Source organism: Paenibacillus sp. FSL W8-0194 (assembly GCF_037969745.1).
Classification (GTDB): domain Bacteria; phylum Bacillota; class Bacilli; order Paenibacillales; family Paenibacillaceae; genus Paenibacillus_AQ; species Paenibacillus_AQ cookii.
Genome location: NZ_CP150205.1, coordinates 1,288,345 through 1,307,417 on the forward strand (window position 1 = coordinate 1,288,345; position 19,073 = coordinate 1,307,417).

At 55.7% G+C, this 19,073-nt stretch carries 18 protein-coding genes; 12 read left to right on the plus strand and 6 right to left on the minus strand.

Features of this window, described 5'->3' with window-relative positions:
• Positions 1 to 43: 43 nt before the first annotated feature.
• On the minus strand, positions 44 to 955 hold the full coding sequence (locus tag MKY58_RS05495; protein WP_036710860.1) for a LysR family transcriptional regulator: 912 nt from the start codon (positions 953 to 955) through the stop codon (positions 44 to 46).
• Positions 956 to 1,174: 219 nt separating this feature from the next.
• Here MKY58_RS05495 and MKY58_RS05500 point away from each other — a divergent pair, with 219 nt between their 5' ends.
• The 4 genes from MKY58_RS05500 to MKY58_RS05515 all read left to right on the plus strand — a co-directional run bounded on the left by MKY58_RS05500 (position 1,175) and on the right by MKY58_RS05515 (position 5,255).
• A complete protein-coding gene (locus MKY58_RS05500; RefSeq protein WP_036710857.1) occupies positions 1,175 to 1,843 on the plus strand; it encodes a succinate dehydrogenase cytochrome b558 subunit in 669 nt (222 codons plus the stop codon).
• Positions 1,844 to 1,858: 15 nt separating this feature from the next.
• Complete coding sequence (gene sdhA / locus MKY58_RS05505; protein WP_339323773.1) at positions 1,859 to 3,604, plus strand: succinate dehydrogenase flavoprotein subunit; 1,746 nt, start codon at positions 1,859 to 1,861, stop codon at positions 3,602 to 3,604.
• A 15-nt stretch (positions 3,605 to 3,619) separates the two neighbouring features.
• On the plus strand, positions 3,620 to 4,384 hold the full coding sequence (gene sdhB / locus MKY58_RS05510; protein WP_339323774.1) for a succinate dehydrogenase iron-sulfur subunit: 765 nt from the start codon (positions 3,620 to 3,622) through the stop codon (positions 4,382 to 4,384).
• Between the two features lie 229 nt (positions 4,385 to 4,613).
• The gene (locus MKY58_RS05515) at positions 4,614 to 5,255 is read left to right on the plus strand and encodes an ion channel (protein WP_339323775.1); all 642 of its coding nucleotides are present in this window, start codon (positions 4,614 to 4,616) and stop codon (positions 5,253 to 5,255) included.
• Between the two features lie 14 nt (positions 5,256 to 5,269).
• Here MKY58_RS05515 and MKY58_RS05520 read toward each other — a convergent pair whose 3' ends face one another.
• Positions 5,270 to 6,649, minus strand: a complete 1,380-nt coding sequence (locus MKY58_RS05520) for an aldehyde dehydrogenase (RefSeq protein WP_339323776.1) — start codon at positions 6,647 to 6,649, stop codon at positions 5,270 to 5,272.
• A 156-nt stretch (positions 6,650 to 6,805) separates the two neighbouring features.
• Here MKY58_RS05520 and MKY58_RS05525 point away from each other — a divergent pair, with 156 nt between their 5' ends.
• The 3 genes from MKY58_RS05525 to MKY58_RS05535 are packed head-to-tail and all read left to right on the plus strand — an operon-like array spanning position 6,806 to position 9,288.
• Positions 6,806 to 7,672, plus strand: a complete 867-nt coding sequence (locus MKY58_RS05525; RefSeq protein WP_339323777.1) for a metallophosphoesterase — start codon at positions 6,806 to 6,808, stop codon at positions 7,670 to 7,672.
• A 31-nt stretch (positions 7,673 to 7,703) separates the two neighbouring features.
• A complete protein-coding gene (locus MKY58_RS05530) occupies positions 7,704 to 8,342 on the plus strand; it encodes a GNAT family N-acetyltransferase (protein WP_339323778.1) in 639 nt (212 codons plus the stop codon).
• The gene (locus MKY58_RS05535) at positions 8,320 to 9,288 is read left to right on the plus strand and encodes a DMT family transporter (protein WP_339323779.1); all 969 of its coding nucleotides are present in this window, start codon (positions 8,320 to 8,322) and stop codon (positions 9,286 to 9,288) included. The genes MKY58_RS05530 and MKY58_RS05535 overlap by 23 nt, the downstream gene beginning before the upstream one ends.
• 172 nt (positions 9,289 to 9,460) lie before the next feature.
• Here MKY58_RS05535 and MKY58_RS05540 read toward each other — a convergent pair whose 3' ends face one another.
• Complete coding sequence (locus tag MKY58_RS05540; RefSeq protein ID WP_339323780.1) at positions 9,461 to 10,270, minus strand: histidinol-phosphatase; 810 nt, start codon at positions 10,268 to 10,270, stop codon at positions 9,461 to 9,463.
• Between the two features lie 36 nt (positions 10,271 to 10,306).
• On the minus strand, positions 10,307 to 11,209 hold the full coding sequence (locus tag MKY58_RS05545; RefSeq protein WP_339323781.1) for a LysR family transcriptional regulator: 903 nt from the start codon (positions 11,207 to 11,209) through the stop codon (positions 10,307 to 10,309).
• 429 nt (positions 11,210 to 11,638) lie between these two features.
• On the opposite strand from MKY58_RS05545, the gene MKY58_RS05550 reads away from it, so the two are divergent.
• The 5 genes from MKY58_RS05550 to MKY58_RS05570 all read left to right on the plus strand — a co-directional run bounded on the left by MKY58_RS05550 (position 11,639) and on the right by MKY58_RS05570 (position 16,543).
• Positions 11,639 to 12,097: a chemotaxis protein CheX gene (locus tag MKY58_RS05550; protein ID WP_339323782.1), complete on the plus strand. Its 459-nt coding sequence runs from the start codon at positions 11,639 to 11,641 to the stop codon at positions 12,095 to 12,097.
• 146 nt (positions 12,098 to 12,243) lie between these two features.
• The gene (locus tag MKY58_RS05555) at positions 12,244 to 13,017 is read left to right on the plus strand and encodes an SDR family oxidoreductase (protein ID WP_339323783.1); all 774 of its coding nucleotides are present in this window, start codon (positions 12,244 to 12,246) and stop codon (positions 13,015 to 13,017) included.
• 126 nt (positions 13,018 to 13,143) lie between these two features.
• On the plus strand, positions 13,144 to 14,535 hold the full coding sequence (locus MKY58_RS05560; protein WP_339323784.1) for a DEAD/DEAH box helicase: 1,392 nt from the start codon (positions 13,144 to 13,146) through the stop codon (positions 14,533 to 14,535).
• 35 nt (positions 14,536 to 14,570) lie between these two features.
• On the plus strand, positions 14,571 to 15,317 hold the full coding sequence (locus tag MKY58_RS05565; protein ID WP_339323785.1) for an ABC transporter ATP-binding protein: 747 nt from the start codon (positions 14,571 to 14,573) through the stop codon (positions 15,315 to 15,317).
• A 2-nt stretch (positions 15,318 to 15,319) separates the two neighbouring features.
• Positions 15,320 to 16,543 carry an ABC transporter permease gene (locus tag MKY58_RS05570; RefSeq protein ID WP_339323786.1) on the plus strand — a complete coding sequence of 408 codons (1,224 nt, stop codon included), beginning with the start codon at positions 15,320 to 15,322 and terminating at the stop codon, positions 16,541 to 16,543.
• A gap of 335 nt (positions 16,544 to 16,878) precedes the next feature.
• Here the strand turns inward: MKY58_RS05570 and MKY58_RS05575 are convergent, their stop codons facing one another.
• Both MKY58_RS05575 and MKY58_RS05580 read right to left on the minus strand, forming a co-directional pair.
• Positions 16,879 to 18,177, minus strand: a complete 1,299-nt coding sequence (locus tag MKY58_RS05575; protein WP_339323787.1) for an aminotransferase class I/II-fold pyridoxal phosphate-dependent enzyme — start codon at positions 18,175 to 18,177, stop codon at positions 16,879 to 16,881.
• A 136-nt stretch (positions 18,178 to 18,313) separates the two neighbouring features.
• A complete protein-coding gene (locus tag MKY58_RS05580) occupies positions 18,314 to 18,973 on the minus strand; it encodes a pyridoxamine 5'-phosphate oxidase family protein (RefSeq protein WP_212948150.1) in 660 nt (219 codons plus the stop codon).
• Positions 18,974 to 19,073 lie beyond the last annotated feature (100 nt).

The following is a 19,073-nucleotide window of genomic DNA, read 5'->3' on the forward strand; positions in this document are numbered from 1 at the left end:
ACGGCGGAGAGCAGCTTTTTGGTGTGCAACAGAGGTTAGTTTTTTATGAATGATGCTGCCGGGCAAGTTGGCCGAAGATCGATTTCGTTTCTTCCACCCAGCGTTTGGCGCCGGCGCTGAGCCCGCCGTTGTCGGGATAAATAAGCGAGGTCGTACGCCGCGTTTCCTTCAAATCCGGGACATGGATCGTGGCGAGATCGTTATCCTCGAGCAGCTGGCTCCGCAAATACGATTTCGGCAGCAGCGCGGCGGCCTTGCAGGCCGGAAGCAGCCGGACGATCGCTTCGAACGAGTCCATCTCCATCCGGATGTCCGGCACGACGCCGGCGCGATGAAAAAGATCGTCGGTCAGTTTACGGTACCAGGTTCCGGTTGAGAATATGATCATAGGAAGGCCGTGAAGCATGTCCATGCTTACGTCATCCTTTTCGAGCAGCGGATGGCTTTTCGGAAGCACCAGCTCCAGATGGTCGTCGAACAATGCGGTGCAGCGCAGCCCGGGTTCCTCGATGGAAGAGGCGACGATGCCCGCGTCAAGCTTTTTGTCGCGCACGGCGGAGACGATTTCATGCGTTTTGCCCGTGATCAGCTTCAGCTCGGCCGTCGGGTGTTTTTCCATGAACGCGGTCACGAGCGGCGGCAGGGTCGTCTGCAGGGTGGTGAGGCTGGCGCCGAGCGTAACGGAAATTTGATCGTCGCCTTTGTATTTGGAGATCATTTGCATGAATTTGAGCTTTTGCTGCCGCTGCTCCAATGCGAAGTTGTAGGCGGTTTGCCCGAAAGCGGTAAGCTCCAGCCTTTTGCCGCGCCGATTGAACAGGCTGACGCCCAGCTCGTCCTCCAGCTTTGAAATTTTGCGGGACAGGGCCGGCTGCGACAAATTCAATATCCGGGATGCTTTGTTCAGGCTGGATTGTTCGACAATCGTCGCAAAGACGTCCAAATCCTCGAACATCAGATTCACCTTCCTTCCCATGGAATGGGGGTCAACGTTTATTACATATGCATCTAAATTATAATGATTAATAATTATATTGCAATTCCATTATAAGAAAAAAAAGAGTAACATGAAAAGTGCCACAAGTTGTTCACACTTTCGTGTGCGAACTTCCGTGAAATGTCGGAAAATGAAAAATTGAAAACGTTATAATGTGAGAAAGGGGCACGTCAATCTATGAATGGTTATTATTCCAGAAAGCTGCATTCGCTTCTTGGAGTCATTCCGCTCGGCTTGTTTTTCATCGAGCATGCGCTGACGAACTTCGGCGCATTCGAAGGAGGGCTCGCGCGTTTTAACGCCGGCGTCAAGCTGATCAATGATCTTCCGCTTCTCTGGTTGCTCGAGTGGGGGCTGATCTACCTGCCGCTGATTTACCACGGCGTGTTCGGTTTGTATATCGCCTACCAAGCCAAGCCGAATAACGGGCGCTTTCAGTATTCGCGCAACTGGCGTTACCTGTTCCAGCGGATAACAGGTGTCATCACGTTCGTGTACATCATCTGGCACGTATACGAAACCCGTATTCAGTTGGCGCTCGGCAACATTACCCATGAACAGCTGGGGAGCACGATGCACGACATCTTCGTCCAACCGGGACTGTTCATCCTGTACCTGATCGGCGTCGTATCGGCTTCGTTCCACTTCGCCAACGGCCTCTGGTCTTTCTTCGTCAGCTGGGGCATCACGGTCGGGCCTCGCGCGCAGCGCGTATCGTCTTACATCTGCATGACGTTGTTCGTCCTTGTAAGCGTGATGCTCGTGTTGTCCATGATCGCATTCCGCGGCGCGGAATTCCAGGAAGCAACCGCTTGGCTTGATACCGTAAAGTCAGTTCTTAGTTAAGGAGAGTGAGCAAAAATGGCATCAAACAACATCATTATCGTGGGCGGCGGTTTGGCCGGCTTGATGGCTACCATCAAAGCGGCGGAAGCGGGCGTCCATGTTCACCTGTTTTCGCTTGTCCCTGTTAAAAGATCGCACTCCGTATGCGCGCAGGGCGGCATCAACGGAGCCGTCAACACGAAAGGCGAAGGCGACTCGCCATGGATCCATTTTGACGATACCGTCTACGGCGGGGACTTCCTTGCCAACCAGCCTCCGGTCAAAGCGATGTGCGAAGCGGCTCCGGGCATCATTCACCTCATGGACCGGATGGGCGTCATGTTCAACCGGACGCCTGAAGGTTTGCTCGATTTCCGCCGTTTCGGCGGAACGAAACACCACCGTACGGCCTATGCCGGCGCAACGACGGGCCAGCAGCTGCTGTACGCGCTGGATGAGCAGGTTCGCCGCCACGAGACGGCCGGACTGGTCACGAAGCATGAAAACTGGGAATTCCTTCAGGCCGTCATCGATGACGAGGGCGTTTGCCGCGGCATCGTCGCGCAGGACCTGCGCTCGATGGAAATCCATACGTTCGCAGCCGATGCGGTGATCCTCGCCAGCGGCGGTCCCGGCATCATTTTCGGCAAAACGACCAACTCGGTCATCAACACGGGGACGGCGGCAAGCGCCGTTTACCAGCAGGGCGTATATTACGCCAACGGCGAATTCATCCAAATTCACCCGACGGCCATTCCAGGGGATGACAAGCTGCGCCTGATGTCCGAATCCGCGCGCGGCGAAGGCGGCCGGATCTGGACTTACAAGGACGGCAAACCTTGGTACTTCCTGGAGGAAAAATATCCGGCTTACGGCAACCTCGTTCCGCGGGATATCGCAACCCGGGAAATTTTCGACGTGTGCGTCAACCAAGGCCTCGGGGTCAACGGCGAAAACACCGTCTATCTCGATCTGTCGCATAAAGATCCGAAGGAATTGGACGTCAAGCTCGGCGGCATCATTGAAATCTATGAAAAATTCGTCGGCGACGATCCTCGCAAAATCCCGATGAAAATTTTCCCTGCCGTTCACTATTCCATGGGCGGCATGTGGGTCGACTACAACCAAATGACCAACATTCCGGGCCTGTTTGCGGCCGGCGAATGCGAATACCAATACCACGGCGCCAACCGCCTCGGAGCGAATTCGCTCGTATCCGCGATCTTCGGCGGCATGGTGGCCGGACCAAAAGCGGTCGAATATATCAAAGGCTTGAAGAAGTCCGCGGCGGACGTATCCTCGATCGTCTTCGACCAGTACAAAAAGAAGCAGGAAGACAAATACGAAAACATCCTCAAGATGGACGGAAACGAAAACGCCTATGTGCTGCATAAAGAACTGGGCGAATGGATGACCGCCAACATGACGGTGGTTCGCTACAACGACAAGCTGGAAAAAACGATCGGCAAAATCAAGGAATTGAAAGAACGCTACAAAAACATCAACATCAACGATAAATCGCGCTGGAACAATCCGGGGGCATCCTTTACCCGCCAGCTGTGGAACATGCTTGAGCTGGCCGAAGCGATGACGCTGGGAGCGCTGCTGCGCAACGAAAGCCGCGGTGCGCACTACAAGCCGGAATTCCCGGACCGCAACGACGAGGAGTTCCTGAAAACGACCAAGGCGGCCTGGACGCCGGACGGTCCGGAAATTTCCTATGAGGCGGTCGACGTGTCGCTCATCCCGCCGCGGATCCGCGACTATTCCAAAGACAAGTAAGAAGGGGGATTTGACATGGCGGAACAAACTGCTTCTACCAAAAAAGTGAAGTTTATCATTACCCGTCAGGACAGCCCGGAATCGGCGCCGTACACCGAGGAATTCGAGCTTCCTTATCGCCCGGGGATGAACGTAATCAGCGCGCTGATGGAAATTCAGCGCAATCCTCAGAATGCCAAAGGCGAAAAAGTCGCCCCGGTATGCTGGGAATCCAACTGCCTCGAAGAGGTTTGCGGCGCCTGCTCCATGGTGATCAACGGCAAGCCGCGCCAGGCGTGCGCGGCGCTGGTCGATAAGCTGGAGCAGCCGATCCGCGTGCAGCCGATGCGGACCTTCCCGGTCGTTCGCGACCTGGTCATCGACCGCAGCCGGATGTTCAACGCTTTGAAGCGCGTCAAGGCGTGGATTCCGATCGACGGCACGTACGATCTGGGTCCCGGACCGCGCATGGCCGAGAAAAAACGCCAATGGGCATACGAGCTGTCCAAGTGCATGACCTGCGGCGTTTGCCTCGAAGCCTGCCCGAACGTCAACGACAAATCCGACTTCATCGGGCCGGCGGCCATTTCCCAGGTTCGCTTGTTCAACGCCCATCCGACGGGCGAAATGAACGCGGACGAACGGCTGGACGCCCTGATGGACGACGGCGGCATCGAAGGCTGCGGCAACTCGCAGAATTGCGTGCGTTCCTGTCCGAAAGGCATTCCGCTCACCACATCCATCGCGGAAATCAACAAGCAGACGACCAAGCATTTGTTCAAAAAATGGCTTAGCGTATAACGTTCAGCCCAAGCGTAAAGCCCCTCCGCCATCGCTGCAGTGAACTGCAGGGCGGAGGGGCTTTTTGCTGCGGAATCGCTCAAGGATCGGCCGTACGGACGAAATATGTGACGAAATGCCCGCCCGGGGGTAATGCAAATTAAAGAAATTTTTACAAATCCAAGGCTTACCGGGGCCGCAAGGACAAAAAGCACCCGGGACTCCGTAACGGGCGGGAGCGTGTTCGATCATGACGTGGTGGATGTGGCTTTTGAATATCGCGGGTTTATTGGCGTTGATGGCCGTTTTTTACCGGCTGGAGAAAAAATGGACGAGCAAGGCGGTGCTGCTGGCGCCCGTCATCATTTACGTGCTGGTGTCGCTGGAGGATTTGTTCGGCCTGATCGACCTGATGAGCATCGTGCCGGGACGCGGGGGCATGAGGGCGCTAATCCTGCTGTTTTGCCTTGCCTCCGTCATTTTTTACATATTGTACATTTTTAACGGCATTGCCGAGTCCGCGCTGAAAAAAAGGAAGTTTTACATGAAGACGCTGCTGATTCGGATCAGCGCGGCCGCACTCATGTGCGTGTGCTTTTTTACGATCATTTATACGTCGATTTACAAGCTGTTCGGACAAAATGCGTTTGACGGGGAAAACATCGGCAGCGATCTTGTCAGCCAGCTGGTTTCTTTCCTCTATTTCAGCGTGGCGACCTTTGCGACCGTCGGATATGGCGACATATCGCCCGTGGACAGCACGTCCCGGCTGGCGGTCATCATGGAAGTATGCTTCAGCTTCATTACCGTGGCGTACGCTCTGTCGATGCTGACCGAATTCCGGCGGATTTTTAGCCCGGGACCCGACGACAAGCTGCCGGAGGAGCTGTAGCGAGGGGCCAGGCTTTACGGCTTCATCAGCTTGCGCAACAGTTTGAGCCCGTTTTTGGAGGACGGGTAACGGAAGGCGATATCGAAACGGGTCGTCTGCTTCAGGACGCTTTTGTAATGCGTGAAGGTGTCGAAGCTGCCTTTCCCGTGATAGGCCCCCATGCCGCTTTCGCCGACGCCGCCGAACGGCAGGTAGGGGGTGGCGATATGCATCAGCGTGTCGTTGACGCAGCCGCCGCCGTAGGAGACGCTGCCGACAACCGCCTTCTCGATCCCGGCATCCCGGGTGAACAGATACAAAGCAAGCGGCTTGGGACGGGCGTTAATCATGTCCACGGTTTCCTGGATGTCGTCGTATTCCAGGATCGGCAAAATCGGGCCGAAGATTTCCTCCTGCATGACGGGCATATCCCATGCCGCTTGATCCAGAAGCGTCGGCTCGATGCGGAGACGGTCCGGATCCGTCCGGCCGCCTGCGGCGATGCTGCCGCTTTCCAGGAAGGATACAAGCCTTTTGAAATGTTTTTCGGAAACGATGCGGCTATACGACGGGTTAAATAACGGATCGGGTCCGTAAAGCTCCCGGATGGCTTCCCGCAGGTGCGGGATGAGCTTGTTTTTGATGCTGCGGTGCGCCAGCACATAGTCCGGGGCAATGCAGGTCTGGCCGGCGTTCGTGAATTTGCCGAAAACGATGCGCCGGGCGGCGAGCTTAAGCTCGGCATCTTCGTGGACGATGCAGGGGCTTTTGCCGCCGAGCTCGAGCGTCAGCGGAATAAGCCGTTCGGCGGCTGCCTGCATGACGATTTTGCCGACGTTGACGCTGCCGGTAAAAAAGATGTAGTCCACGGGCTGGGCCAGCAGCTCCTGGCTGACATCCGGCCCGCCTTGCACCACGGCCACGTATTCCTCGCCGAAGATGCCGCCGAGCATGTCGGCCAACAGCGCCGACGTGGCGGGGGTGAGCTCCGAAGGCTTCAGCAGCGCGGTGTTTCCGGCCGCCAATGCCCCGATAAGCGGGGATACGGCGAGCTGGAACGGGTAATTCCACGGGGCTATAATCAGCGCGGTGCCGTAAGGTTCGGGGATGATTCGGCCTCGGCTTCCGATATGCGTCAATGCGGTTCGGACCCTTTTGGGCGCCATCCAGCGGCGCAGATGTTTGAGCGTAAAGGCCAATTCTTCGTACACGATGCCGATCTCCGTGGAAAAGGCTTCGAACTCACTTTTGTTCAAATCGTTGTTCAGGGCTTCGATGATCCTTTTCTCGTTTGCGGTCAGCGCGTCCCGCAGCTTTTTGAGCTGCTCCAAACGATAAGCCAAGGGGCGCGTCATGCCGCTTTTGTAAAAATGTTTTTGTTTCTGAATCAGGCTTGACATGGTATCGTTAGACATAGGGAATCATCCTTTTCCTTTGATCTATTTGGATTGATGGAGAACGGATAAGTATTTTTGGCAAATGCCGTTCTTTCTGGAAACGGTCTCAGGGTTCGAATCATCAACGTAAAAAGACGCTTTTCTTATCATTATTATACAGGGAGCGGGCAAGCGATGAAAAACAGTCCAAAGTCCGGCAGGATGACGCGCAGGGCGTTTTTGAAGCGCTCGGGGGCGGCTATTTTGGGCGCCGGCATGCTGGCCGGGGGATACGCCTCGTTTTGGGAGCCCGTGCAGCTGGACATCGTCCACCCGTCCTTCCGCTGCCCCAGGCTTCCGGCCGCATTTGACGGGATTCGGATTGCGCATTTCAGCGACCTCCATCTGGGTTTCTACTCCAGGAAAAGCGTGATTGCCCGGCTCGCCGAAGCGATCGAAAGCGAAGCGCCCGATCTGGTCCTTTTTACCGGGGATGCGGTGGATTCGGAGGCGGACGCTTTGCCCGAGTATCTTCCGCTGCTGGCTTCCATGAACGGGGCGCTCGGCAAGTTTGCGATCCTCGGCAACCATGATTACATGACCCGCCCGGATTTGGTCGCCGACATGCTGAAGGCCGCAGGCTTTCAAGTCTTGAGAAACGGGAGCGCCCTTGTGGAGCGGCGAGGAGAGGCGATCGCCATCGTGGGCCTGGATGACGGGTTAAAGGGTTTCCCGGACCCCGTAAAGGGGCTTGGCGGCGTTCCCGACGGCCTGTTTACGCTGCTGATGATGCATGAGCCGGATTATGCGGACACGGCGGCCGCGTACCCGTTCGACATGCAAATATCCGGACACAGCCATGGAGGACAGGTCCGGGTTCCGCTCATCGGAGCGATGCTCACGCCGCCGGGAGCAAGACGTTACGTGATGGGAGCCTACGCGGTCGGGGAGCGGGCCATGCCGCTTTACGTCAACCGCGGCATCGGCGAAACCCATTTGCCGATACGTTTCCTGTGCACGCCGGAGCTGACCATGATGACGCTGAGGTCGGGAAACGCCTGAATCATGCAGCGATGCAAAGGAGAGGAAGCGGATGTTCGCGGAAAAGTTTCGGTTTTCGCCCGAATTGACGGGGGAGCGCCTGGCGCTCCGGCAGGTCGAGAAAAAGGATGCCCCCGCTTTGCTTGGCATCCTCTCCGATCCGCAGGTCATGAAATACGTCACGCAAGGATCGCTGTTCAGCTTCGGGCGGTCGCGCCGCGTGGCCGCGGAGCTATTGAACGACAGCCGTCCGGATTCGATGCATTACGGCATATGGATTCCGGGGACGAACGTTCCCGTCGGGGTCGTGTCGCTGCAAAACTGGAGGCAGGAGCAAATGGACGCCATGATCGGCTACATGCTCGACCGGAGGTTTTGGCAGCAGGGATTGGCGACCGAAGCGGTAGGCGTGCTGCTGCAGTATGTTTTTTCCGGGCTGCGGCTGCATCGGGTAGAAGGGCGGTGCCATGCGGTCAATACCGCTTCGGAACGCGTCATGCAAAAAAACGGGATGGTGCTGGAGCGTACGTTCTCCCATAAAAGGATGTTTTTTGCGGCACCGCTCGAGATGAAAATTTACAGCCTTACGAACCTGCAATACCAGGCCCTTCAGGACAAGGGCATGATAAGCGACGGTAAGGATTTGAAGGGAGATTCAGCACAGCAAAGTGAAGGCAGAAAGATGGTTTAAACATCCGGCAGGCATTTTGATCAGCTCAGCGGGGGCAACCCTGTTGTGGGGCAGCGCGCTGCCGGTCATCAAGATCAGCTATGGGCATTTTCATATCGATTCCAAGGACGTGTTCGGGGAATGGGTGTTTGCGGGCTACCGGTTTGCGCTGGCGGGACTCATTTTGATCCTTCTGGCCATGCTGACGGGACAGACCCGGAATCCGGGGCGCAAGCCGCTTCCCATGCCCCGCCTCGCACGGCTCGGTTTCATCCAAACCTTTTTGCAGTACCTCGTGTTGTACGCGGGACTCAGCTACAGTTCCGGCATCGAAGGCTCCATTTTGGTGGGCTCCACCTCGCTGTTTCAAATTTTGTCGGCACGGCTTCTGGACAAGTCGGAAGGGTTGAACCCGGCGAAATGGATGGGGCTGCTGCTCGGATTCCTCGGCATTCTGGTAATGGGTTTTGCGCAGCAGGGCGTGCAGTTCCATTTCGGCATCGGCGCCGTCCTGCTCTTGGCATCGGCCGCTTTCGGCGGATTCGGCAACGTGCTTTTCCGCAAGGAAAGCGTGAGCGAATCCGTCATGGCGCTGACGGGAAAGCAGATGCTCGCCGGCGGCCTGGGGCTTCTCGCCGTAGGGGCCGTCCGAAGCGGCATCGCGCCGTTTTCCTTTGACGCCAAAGGGTGGCTGCTCCTCATGTACCTGTCCGTGCTTTCCGCCGCAGGGTTTGCGCTGTGGAACACGGTCATGAAATATAACGCGGTCGGCAAAGTATCCTTATACCTGTTCCTGATTCCGGTTTTCGGCGTCCTGCTGTCGGCGGTGCTGCTGGATGAACGCGTGTCGGCCTGGATCGGGCTGTCGCTTGGCCTGGTCGTTGCCGGCATCCTGATCGTGAACCGTTCCGGTCAAGCAGGGAATCAAAAGCGGATCGTTAAAAAAGGGGTCGAAAAAAGCCTGTAACGGAAGCTTGCAACGGGGGAATGGTTTTGTAACATAAATGAAATATTGCTGTTATGCGTCTCTAACAGAGACGGGGTACACTTATTGCATGACCCCCTTTTTGAAAATATAAATGATGTTTTGAGGACCCGCTCGTGACGGGTCCATTTTTTTTGCGTTAGATAGCAGCGGATTACAGCGGCACGCTGATCTTTTGCTTGTTTTTGAAATACACCCATTCTTTGAAGCCGATTTCCTTCAGCCGCGCGGCCACTTGGTTCAGCTCGTCGCCCACCCGGGAAGGTTTGTGCGCGTCCGAGCCGAACGTCACGTCGACGCCGAAATGCAAGGCGCGCGCAAGAATCGCGTCGGAAGGGTACCAGCCCCCGCTCAGCTTCGTTTTGCCGGAAGTGTTGATTTCGATCGCTACCCCGTTTTCCGCGATGACCTGCAGCGTTTCGTCCAACATCCGTTCGGCGGGAATATCGGAAAAAGCGGGATAATTTCCTTTCATGGCGTCGATATGGCCCAAAAATTGAAAGAGGCCGCTTCGCGCCGAATCCTGGATCAGCCGGTAATAGTCTTCCTTGACTTCGATTTGCTGCTGATCGCTTAGCTTTTTCCACCGGTTTTTATTGAAAATGCTGATGCCCCCCACGTTGTGCACCGACCCGATGATGTAGTCGAACGGGTAATTGGACAGCACCTTGCGGTAGGTTTCGAAATGCTCGGGAAAATAGTCGGATTCGATGCCGAGCAGCACGTCGATTTTGCCCTCGTATTCTTTTTTCAGCTCCAGCACTTCTTCGACGTAGTTGGCGATTTCGGATTTCCCCATGGCGATTGCCGGAAACGCCTGCTCTGCTTTTTCCCCGAAATAAGGGGTGTGGTCGGAAATGCCGATGGCCTGCAGCCCGGCGGAAATGGCGGCTTCGACGTAATCGCGGATCGTGCCGTCCGCATGGCCGCAGCGGAAATGGTGGGTATGAAGATCGAATTTCATCCTGCAGTCTCCCTTCGCTATAATAGATGCCCCAATTTATTCGGAGCTGATGAACTGGGTTTCCGGCATGCCCTTGAGATCGCTTAAAAACTGCTGCATAGCGGAGTTCAAATATTTTCCGGATTTGTAGATCACGCCGACGGGATGGCTGACCTCGAGCTCCCTGAGCGGGATGATTTTGAGGGTGCCGTGGCGGAGCTCGCTTGCGACCGATTGTTTGGACATGATGGCCGCGCCAAGGTCGATTTCGACCATCCGTTTGATTTCCTCGCTGCTGGACAGCTCCATGACCACGTTGGGGACGATGCCGTGTTTTTTGAATATGTCGTCGCTGAACTTTCTGCCGACCGTATCCTGGGACAGCAGGATCAGCGGCGTATCCTGAAGAACGTCCATCGATACCGTCGTTTTGCGGGCAAGGGGATGCCTCGGGGACACGATCAGCTCGAAGGTGTCGTAATAAAGCACGGATGTAATCAAATTGGGATTGCGTTCAATCAAGTAACCGATGCCGACATCGATCTGGCCGTTTTCCACGCTCGTATAAATTTGGGAGGAGGCCATGGACTGGATCGACGTTTTGATCAGCGGGAACTGGTTCTGAAAATAGGAAAGCACCCGGGGCAGGATTTGGATCGCGATGGAGGTCGTCGTGCCAAGCACGATATGCCCCTGCGGGATCTGATCCAGATCGGACAGCCGCTGCTTCAACTCCTCCACGACGGCCAAAATCCGCTCGGCATGTTCAAGGAACACTTGCCCGCGGTCGGTAAGGGTTACCGGCTGATTCCGGTCGACCAGAACGGTTTTGAACTCGTCCTCCAAGCTTTTGATTTGGGCGGATACCGCAGGCTGGGTCAAATTGAGCAGTTCTCCGGCTTTGCGGAAACTCATCGTCTTCGAGATGGTAATCAGTGTCTCCAGTTGACTGATGTTCATGCAGTTCCTCCTTAGACTCTTATTTGTACCCTCAGGATTTTGCAAATCCTCACCTTAACTGAGCCTCGACCCAATGTATATCCTTTAATTATATGGGATTCGGAAAGTGACGGCAATGCCGCTCGGCTTAAGGGTTCGGGCTTTGCCCGGAAAGCAGGGCCTGCCGGAGAAGGAAAAAATGCATCTACAAAATTCGCCAAGGTCTTCAAAATTATGCCTTAAGGACCGATATACATATCAGGATTCGGCCTCTTACAATTCTTAAATAGGAAAAAGGGATTAATCATAAGGGTAATTATACCCTAGTTATTAAACCGGATATGAATTTTTCGTGATTTGTGAAGGGGTTTCACGTATAATTGGTTCAAACGGGAATGGGACTTTTGGAGCGTAGTGCTGCCATTTATCTGGAAGGGGTGTTAAACATTAATGAAAGCGGAGGTTATTAATCCTTTTCTGGAATCCGCACGGCTTGTCATTGAGCAGGTGATACAGGTATCCCCTTCGACGGGAAACCTGGGGGTCAAGACGGTCGAGTTTATTCAGGACCATATATGGATTCAAATCGGAATGACCGGACAGTTGAACGGAAACATCATGTTCGGCATCCATGAGCGCGTGGCGCTACGCATGGTTTCCGTCATGATGGGAGGCTACGTGCTGACGGAAATGGACGAGATGGGGCAAAGCGCCATTTCCGAGCTTGGCAACATGATCAGCGGCAACGCGAGCACCATTTTGTCCAATCAAGGCGTCAGCGTCGACATTACGCCGCCGAAGGTGGTCAAAAGCGAGCATGTGACGTCGGTTTTTCCGCAAAAAGCGCTCAGCATCCCTCTTGTAATGGACGGAATCGGGGAGCTGGACATTCAGGTCATGATTTCCTAGAAAAACGCAGTCCTAAGCGGGTCCCGGCCGGTTCGTTCCGGTGGATTTTCTCCCGGCGGCAGTTTCTGCTATCTTTAGAGGAGAAGCAAAAAGCGCATCGCGGGCATGGCCCGTTAGGATGCATCGCTTAGGAGGAGGTCGGGAACATGTTAAAGGATAAAGTGGTTTTCATTACCGGGGCTTCCAGCGGAATCGGCCTGTTGACGGCGCAAATGCTCAGCGAAAAGGGAGCGGTACCGGTCCTGGCGGCGCGCTCCGGGCGCAAGCTGGCCGAAGCTTCCGCAGGCATTGCCGGGAAACACGGGATCAAGACGCTTGACGTGACCCGGGAAGACGAAGTGAAGCGGGCGGTCGAAGAAGTGATACGGGAGTACGGGCACATCGATATTTTGCTGAACAACGCGGGGTACGGCAAATTCGAGCCTGCGACGGACATGCCTTCCGCGGAATTCGAGCGGATGATGGACGTCAATTATATGGGAACGGTGCGCTGCGCCAAGGCGGTGCTTCCCCATATGCTTGAACGCCGGAGCGGACAAATCGTCAACGTCGCTTCCATGGCCGGAAAAATCGGCACGGCGAAGTCGACCGCCTATACGGCGACGAAACATGCGGTGCTCGGCTTCAGCAACGCCCTGCGCCAGGAGCTGCGCGGCACGGGAATTACGGTGTCTACCGTCAACCCGGGCCCCATCGACACGCCTTTTTTCGATATCGCGGATCCTTCGGGAGGCTACGTAAGCAACGTCAAATGGCTGATGATGAAGCCGGAGCACGTGGCCCGCAAAATGGTGCGCCTGATGGATACCCGAAAGGAAGAGCTGAACCTGCCGCTCAAAGCAGCCGCGGCCATGCGTTTGTACCAGCTGTTCCCGCGCCTGTCGGATCGGCTTACCTATCGGATGATGAATAAAAAATGACAGGCCGGCTCGGCATAGAGCCGGTTTTTTCACGTCCTCCGCCGTACGCGCAAATTAATTTTTTGGTGCGGCGGCCCTTTTATCATATAATGGTTAAGAATGACTTCTATAAAAGGATGGAATGGAATGAACCCAACTTCGTTTACAGCGCTGGGCATTGAACAATCTTTGATGGACAGCTTATCGGAATACGGCATTACGGATCCGACCCCGGTGCAGGCGGAAGCGATTCCCGCGATTTTGAAAGGGGCGGACGTGCTTGCCCGTTCCCAGACCGGGACCGGCAAAACGCTTGCCTATCTGCTGCCGATCCTGCAGGGCATCGACGCCCAGCGGAAATCGGCGCAAAAGCTCGTGATCGCGCCGACGCAGGAGCTTGCCATGCAAATCGTCAGGGAAGGCGAAAAATACGGACAAAACCTCGGCATCAACGTGCTTGGATTGATCGGCGGCGCGGCCCTGAAACGCCAGGTGGAAAAGCTGAAGCAGCACCCCCAGCTTCTCGTCGGGACGCCGGGAAGAATCCGGGAACTGATCGAAATGCGCAAGGTGAAAATGCATGAAGTAAACACGATCGTCGTGGATGAAGTCGATCAGGTGTTTCAGCTTGGCGGCGCGGCCGATGTCGACCGCATCCTCCGGAGCGCGCTCCGGGACCGGCAGCTCGTGTTTTTGTCGGCGACCGTCAGCGAGGAAACGGCGGCGCTCGTCAAACGCGAGATGAACGCTCCGGTCGAAATCGGCATCGATCCCGACCAGTCGACCGCCAAAGGGCTTGAGCATTATTATTTTGCCGGCGACGAACGGGATAAAATCGAGACGCTGCGCCGGGTGATCCGCCATTACGATCCGAAAAAGGCGATCGTGTTCGTCAATCAGACGGAAACCATCGCCGAAGTGCAGGGCAAATTGAATTATATGGGGCTTTCGGCAGAGGGGTTGTACGCGGATGCGGATAAGCTGACCCGAAGCAGGGTGCTCTCCGGTTTCCGCAGCGGCAAGTTCAAGGTGCTGGTCGCGAGCGACGTCGCCGCCCGCGGTCTCGACATCGAAGGGCTCGAGATGGTCGTCAACTACGATCCGCCTGCCGACTCGGAGCACTACGTGCATCGGGCCGGCCGTACCGGTCGCATGGGGCGCAGCGGCCTCGTTCTCTCCTTGGTGACGCACCGGCAAATTTTCATCATGAACAAATTTGCCAGGGAGCTCGGCATAACGCTGGAAGAGCGCAGGCTGTACGGCGGCAAAGTGCTGAAACCCGGAGCGCTGCCCGGCGGGCGCGGTCCGTCCGGAACGCGTAAGCCTTCGAACCAGAAAACGACGGCGGACGTGTCGGGGAGCGGGGAAGGCAGAAACCGCATAGCCAAGGAAGAAACGCGCCGGGCAACGGGCCCGGCCAAAGGCAAAAACGAAGGGATCCGCGGCGGCAAGCAGCCGGAACGAAAAGGCAGCGAGCGGGACCGCGACCGGAAAAACAAAGGGGCTCCCAAATGGCTGAAAGACAAAAAACGTCCATAAGCGGATGAGCCGGGTATTTTTTTGGAGGTGATGCAATGAACGGAAATACGGTGCTGGATATTCAAGGCTTGAGCGGCGGATACAGCTTGAACCGCCCCGTGCTGCATGATGTGTCCTTTCAGGTGAATCCGGGCGAAATGGTCGGCTTGATCGGGCTGAACGGCGCGGGAAAAAGCACGACCATGAAGCATATTCTCGGGCTGATGACTCCCCAAAAAGGAGAGATTCGCGTCAGGGGGAAAAAACGGGACGAAGATTCCGAAACCTATCACGGCTCCCTGGCATTCGTACCGGAGTCTCCGCTGTTATACGATGATATGACCGTCCGCGAGCATCTCGAATTCACGGCGAGGGCCTACAACGTTCCGCGCGGCAATTACGAAGAACGCGCGGACAGGCTTTCCCGGATTTTCCGGATGCAGGACAAGATGGACAGTCTTTCGACGCAGCTGTCCAAAGGCATGCGGCAGAAGGTCATGATCATGTGCGCCTTCGTCGCCCGCCCGTCGCTGTACATTATCGACGAGCCGTTTCTCGGACTCGATCCGCTCGGCATCCGGTCTTTGCTTGATTTTATGGTTGAATTGAAAGAGGGGGGCTCTTCCATTCTGCTGAGCTCCCATATCCTGTCGACGATCGAAAACTACTGCGACCGGTTTGTCGTGCTGCATCAGGGAAGCATTATTGCGCAGGGGACGCTGGAAGCGATCGAAGCGCAGGCCGGAACGACCGGGGCAGGGCTGGAAGATATGTTTTATACCCTCGTGCAAGGCAGGGATTGACGATGGACTTGATGAAGTTAAGGGCCGAGCGCCGGAGCCGCTTCTGGGGGAAAGAAGTGCTGCCGTATCTCGGTTATGTACTGCAAAGCGGGGTCGCGGCGCTGATGCTGTTCGCGTTGATCGTTTTTTCGGCATGGTATACGTCCCTGGTGCAGCATATTCCGGCGGGGCTCCCGATTCGCTGGATCATGCTCGTATTATTGGTGCCGCTGACGGTCAACAGCAGCTTCAGAACCTATCTCGCGCCGGCGGACACCGTATTCCTGCTGCCGCAGGAATCCCGGATGAAAAGCTATTTTCAAGGAAGCTGGACCAGCGGGGTCGTGTACAAACTGCTGGGACTCGCCCTCATCTTTCTCATTTCGTGGCCGATTTACGTCCGGAGCGACGGACAGCCCAAGCCGTTTTGGCTGTTCCTGCTCGTTCTGATCGCACTGAAGCTGCTCGCCAGCTACGGCTGCTGGAAGGAGCTGCGCATGGTTTCCCGGCGCGCCGCATTTGCCTATAGAGTGCTGCGCTACGTCGTGCTTGCGCTTTGCGTCGCGGCATGGATCTGGCAGCCGGCAGGCCGGAGCCTGATATTTATCGTGCTGCTTGCGGCTACGTATACCGCTGCGCTTCGACTTCCCGCCAAACACCCCGTCGCATGGGAAAGGCTTATTGCCCAGGAGAAAATCCACAGCGGGCGGGTGCTGATGGTGCTGGGGTGGTTCGTCAACGTTCCGGGACGGGAGCAGCGCGTTTATGCCAGAAAGTGGCTTTCGTGGGCGGGAAACAACATTCCGTGGAAGCCGGAAGCGGCTTACCGGTATTTGCTGATGAAAAGCTTTGTGCGCAGCGACATTCTCGGCATCGTGTTCAGGGTCGGCGTTTTGGCGGCGTTTTTGGCTTGGTGGCAGCGCGGAAGCAACGTCGGCATCGGCATCTATTGGTTTTTCGTGTTTCTGGCAGGCATCCAGCTGTCGTCGCTGCTGCGTTTTCACAGCGAATCTTTCTGGCTTCACGTCTATCCGATCGCGCCGGGCAGCCGGCGAAGGAATGCCATCAAACTTGCGTTTCAGATTCAACTGACGTTTGCGGCAGTCACATGGCTTCCGCTGCTCGGGGCCGGGCTCGAACGAATGGGGACCGTGCTCGTGGCGCTGCTTGGCGGGATCGTTCTTTGCCTGTTGTCCCGATTCTTTGCAAGCAGGAAAAAGACGGAAGACGATGAGGACGACGAATAACGCGCAAGTATCGAAAACAAAAAGGCAGAAGGCCGGAATCCCGGCCTTCTGCCTTTTTAAGCGGTGCTTATCGATGCCTGTAAGTCAAGGGTATGCGATTATACCCAGAAAGAACGAGTGATGATAACCAAGAGGATGAAGAGAACCAGGATAGCACCCGTGTTACCGAATAATCCAGGTCCACAACCGTATCCGTATCCGCCTCTTACTTCTTCGCTCATTGTTCATTCCCCTTTACTTTGGATTGTTTTGCGTTACACGGTATCTTATGTCTCGGGGAAAGACTGTGCTTGGGCAATCACCCGTTCCTGACTAAAAAATCTATTCCAGGCGCCTTATTTCCGTAAATCGGCAATGCCTTTGTACACGAGGTCAAACAAGTCCTCCAGGTATTCCTCTTCGATGCAGGAAAACGCGATGCGAAGGTCATGTTCGCCGAGCGCGATCGTTCCGACGCCGTACTGATGGAGGATATGCGTGCGGAGCTCTTCGGCGGAAACGTCCTTCAGCTTCAGGCACATGAAGTAACCCGAGTTGAACGGGTAATATTCCCACACGTCGCCGTATTTTCCGCTGTCGAGCAGCGCCTTGACCTTGTTGGCGCGGCCTTTCATGATTTGGAATTTTTCTTCCTTCTGGGCTTTGAACTCCGGCGATTTAAGCGCATCGAGCACGAACGTCTGGGAAGGATGGGAGCAGCTGGAGACGGTGGCGCGGATGATGCCGAGCGTTTTTTGTTCCAGCGCGTTCAGCACGTCTTTGCTTTCGGATGCATAGGTAATGAAGCCGACGCGGAAGCCCCAGACGAATTCCTCTTTGGTCGCGCCGTCGACCTTGACGGCCAGGACGCGCGGATGAAGATCGGCAAGCTTGCCGAACAACGATTCCTTCAAGGAATCCTCGAAAAAGAGTCCGAAATAAGCGTCGTCCGTTACCACGACCACGTTGATGCCCGCTTCCGCCGCTTCCTTGACGGCCGCAACGATTTCATCGCCTTCCTTAAGGCCCGGCGTATACCCCGTCGGGTTGTTCGGGAAGTTGAGGATCACGATCGCTTTGCCTTTGTCTTTTTGCGCTAACAGTGCCTCGCGCAGGCCTTGGCTGTTGAACGTCATTTCGTCCGTAAAAAGCGGATAATTGACGATCTCCGCGTGGCGGCGGATGCCGAAGGTCAGCTCATAGTTCTCCCAGTTTTTGTCCGGGAAAATGACGGCGTCCCCTTCATCGACGAACAGGTCGGCAACGATGCTCAGCCCGTGCGTCAGCGCGTTGGTCACGATCGGGCTGCTGAGCGATTTTCCTTCCAGCGAAGGATTTTCCTCCTTCATCTTGGCAAGCCAGGCGGTCCGGAGCTCCGGTTTGCCGGCAGGCGGCGCGTACGGATAAAGGTCCTTCGGCTGATAGGCGGACAGCTTGCTTTGGATGACGTCCAAATGCATCGGAATGCCGCCTTCGGTCGCAATGCCGATCGTCGCGTTGTACTTTTTGGCATGGCCGGCAGCTTCGGCGGATTGGCTTAGAATGCCTTCTTTCGGAAAGTAGATCTCCTTGCCCAGCGTGGACAGCATGTCGTATACATGCGGATTGCCGGATTTGATGCTTTCGTTCAATTGTTCAGCAGGTCGGTTTACCATGTCTTCCATCCTTCCAAATCGGTTGTAAGTTCGGAAATGCCGTGGGATTTCCATGTCAGGTTTCCGTTTTCACTGCCTTACATTATATCATTTGCCGCCCGAACCGTCACGGACAAAACCGCTTTGGACAGGGATATCATTCGATATTTTCCATGGATTGGCACGGCGATTCGTTTTTCTTCCGGGGACGTTCCGGAACGCTGCTGCGGACGAGCTCCGCCGTTTCAAGGTCTCGTTCCCGGTTCCGGGCTTCCAGCCCGCAGAGGATTTGGCGTCTTTCGCCTTCTTCCAGGTTTTGGCCGAATTTGAATTTGGCGGTGAGGCGTTCCGGAACGATTTTGACGACGGCCACGTTGCGCAGTCTCGGAGCATATACCGGATGGTCGGCATCGATCGGATCATAGCCGCCTTCCGGCTGGAGTTTGTGCATCAGCAGCGTGAACACCGCCGCTTTTTCGCGCACGTCGGTCACGATTTCGGCCCGTCCGCTTACCGTGACGCTTTTGAAATACGTCGTGGCCGGACAGGCAAGATTGGGATCCGTGAAGTAGGACGGAATGAGGGCATATTCGTCGGCGACGCTGAAGCTGACCATGGGGCTCGCTTTCAAATGGTTCATTTTTTCGCCGATCCGGCTGCCGTGAAAATAAAATATCCCCTGATCGTATACGAAGTTGAGCGGCGTCACCCGCGGACGTCCGTCCTCCCCGACCGTGCCGAGAAAGCCGAAGCTCATCCCGGACAAAAATGCTTCGATTTCCTTTTCTTCGTCAACGCTGAATTCATCTCTTCTCATCTGGTTTCCCTCCAATATTTCTTTTGCGGGTATCGCAGCCCTTCAAGCCGCGAAAGCTTGTTGTCAGCATAATGGAGACATTGACAATAAAAAAGATCCA

Excerpts from the sequence above, each read along its gene's own strand:
- MKY58_RS05495 (WP_036710860.1), bottom strand. The coding sequence starts at position 955 with ATGTTCGAGGATTTGGACGTCTTTGCGACGATTGTCGAACAATCCAGC.
- MKY58_RS05500 (WP_036710857.1), top strand. The coding sequence starts at position 1,175 with ATGAATGGTTATTATTCCAGAAAGCTGCATTCGCTTCTTGGAGTCATT.
- sdhA (WP_339323773.1), top strand. The coding sequence starts at position 1,859 with ATGGCATCAAACAACATCATTATCGTGGGCGGCGGTTTGGCCGGCTTG.
- sdhB (WP_339323774.1), top strand. The coding sequence starts at position 3,620 with ATGGCGGAACAAACTGCTTCTACCAAAAAAGTGAAGTTTATCATTACC.
- MKY58_RS05515 (WP_339323775.1), top strand. The coding sequence starts at position 4,614 with ATGACGTGGTGGATGTGGCTTTTGAATATCGCGGGTTTATTGGCGTTG.
- MKY58_RS05520 (WP_339323776.1), bottom strand. The coding sequence starts at position 6,649 with ATGTCTAACGATACCATGTCAAGCCTGATTCAGAAACAAAAACATTTT.
- MKY58_RS05525 (WP_339323777.1), top strand. The coding sequence starts at position 6,806 with ATGAAAAACAGTCCAAAGTCCGGCAGGATGACGCGCAGGGCGTTTTTG.
- MKY58_RS05530 (WP_339323778.1), top strand. The coding sequence starts at position 7,704 with ATGTTCGCGGAAAAGTTTCGGTTTTCGCCCGAATTGACGGGGGAGCGC.
- MKY58_RS05540 (WP_339323780.1), bottom strand. The coding sequence starts at position 10,270 with ATGAAATTCGATCTTCATACCCACCATTTCCGCTGCGGCCATGCGGAC.
- MKY58_RS05545 (WP_339323781.1), bottom strand. The coding sequence starts at position 11,209 with ATGAACATCAGTCAACTGGAGACACTGATTACCATCTCGAAGACGATG.
- MKY58_RS05550 (WP_339323782.1), top strand. The coding sequence starts at position 11,639 with ATGAAAGCGGAGGTTATTAATCCTTTTCTGGAATCCGCACGGCTTGTC.
- MKY58_RS05555 (WP_339323783.1), top strand. The coding sequence starts at position 12,244 with ATGTTAAAGGATAAAGTGGTTTTCATTACCGGGGCTTCCAGCGGAATC.
- MKY58_RS05560 (WP_339323784.1), top strand. The coding sequence starts at position 13,144 with ATGAACCCAACTTCGTTTACAGCGCTGGGCATTGAACAATCTTTGATG.
- MKY58_RS05565 (WP_339323785.1), top strand. The coding sequence starts at position 14,571 with ATGAACGGAAATACGGTGCTGGATATTCAAGGCTTGAGCGGCGGATAC.
- MKY58_RS05570 (WP_339323786.1), top strand. The coding sequence starts at position 15,320 with ATGGACTTGATGAAGTTAAGGGCCGAGCGCCGGAGCCGCTTCTGGGGG.
- MKY58_RS05575 (WP_339323787.1), bottom strand. The coding sequence starts at position 18,177 with ATGGTAAACCGACCTGCTGAACAATTGAACGAAAGCATCAAATCCGGC.
- MKY58_RS05580 (WP_212948150.1), bottom strand. The coding sequence starts at position 18,973 with ATGAGAAGAGATGAATTCAGCGTTGACGAAGAAAAGGAAATCGAAGCA.